Origin of the sequence: Pseudomonas sp. 34 E 7, assembly GCF_900005715.1 — a bacterium.
Taxonomy (GTDB): Bacteria; Pseudomonadota; Gammaproteobacteria; order Pseudomonadales; family Pseudomonadaceae; genus Aquipseudomonas; species Aquipseudomonas orientalis_A.
Genome location: NZ_CVTX01000120.1, coordinates 1 through 1001 on the forward strand (window position 1 = coordinate 1; position 1001 = coordinate 1001).

1 protein-coding gene is annotated in these 1001 nt (G+C 56.1%); it reads right to left on the minus strand.

What is annotated here, in order from left to right:
* Nucleotides 1-1001 (minus strand): immunoglobulin-like domain-containing protein (locus BFP96_RS09970; RefSeq protein ID WP_371914765.1); only part of this gene is annotated, 1001 nt, incomplete at both ends.

Genomic DNA, 1001 nt, shown 5'->3' on the forward strand with positions numbered 1-1001 from the left:
CGGATTGGTGATGTTGGTCACCAGTGCGCCGTTCTTATCCACAAGGCTGGCGGTGTAAACGATGTTGCCGCCTTCGCCAACCGTGGTGGTAGCGGTCAGTACAACGTCGACTTTGTCGATGGTGTCGTTGATCGCTGTCGTTGCACTGTTTTGCGCAACTACCAGCTGCTCGAAGTTGCCGCCGGAAGCGTCGGTGATCTTGACGATCTGAGTGCTCTTGTCGATGAATACGTCATCGCTTGGCGCAGGGACGGTCACGGTGCCGACAGTTTCACCGGCTTTGATAGTGATATTTGAGCCGTTATCCAACTTCAACGTGACGTCACTGCCTGCTTTATTTGAGAGCGTGGCGGTGTACGTGATCTGGCCACCTTCGTTGACTGCGCTCGGCGCGGTCAGGGTAACGGTGGTGGTGTTGTCGGTACCCGGTGTATCGGTAACGGTGGTGTTAACCGGCGTGGTGCCTGGAACCAGATTTTCGAAGTGCTCGCCACCAGTGACAGTCTTGATAGCAGTGGTGACGGTCTGGTCGCCCTTATACACGTCATCTGGTGCCACGGCGGTGACCGTGCCGCTGGATTGGTTCACCCCGATGGTGATGGTTTTGCCGTTATCCAGGATGACAGTCAGCGGGTTAGTGATGTTAGTCACCAGCGCGCCGTTTTTATCCACAAGGCTGGCGGTGTAAACGATGTTGCCGCCTTCGCCGACGGTGGTGGTAGCGGTCAGAACCACATCGACCTTGTCGATGGTGTCGTTGACCGCTGTCGTGGCACTGTTTTGCGCAACTACCAGCTTCTCGAAGTTGCCGCCGGAAGCGTCCGTGATTTTGACGATCTGGGTGCTCTTGTCGATGAACACGTCATCGGCAGGCGCAGGGACGGTGACGGTGCCGACAGTTTCACCAGCTTTGATAGTGATGTTTGAGCCGTTATCCAACTTCAGCGTGACGTCACTGCCTGCTTTATTTGAGAGCGTGGCGGTGTACGTGATCTGGCCAC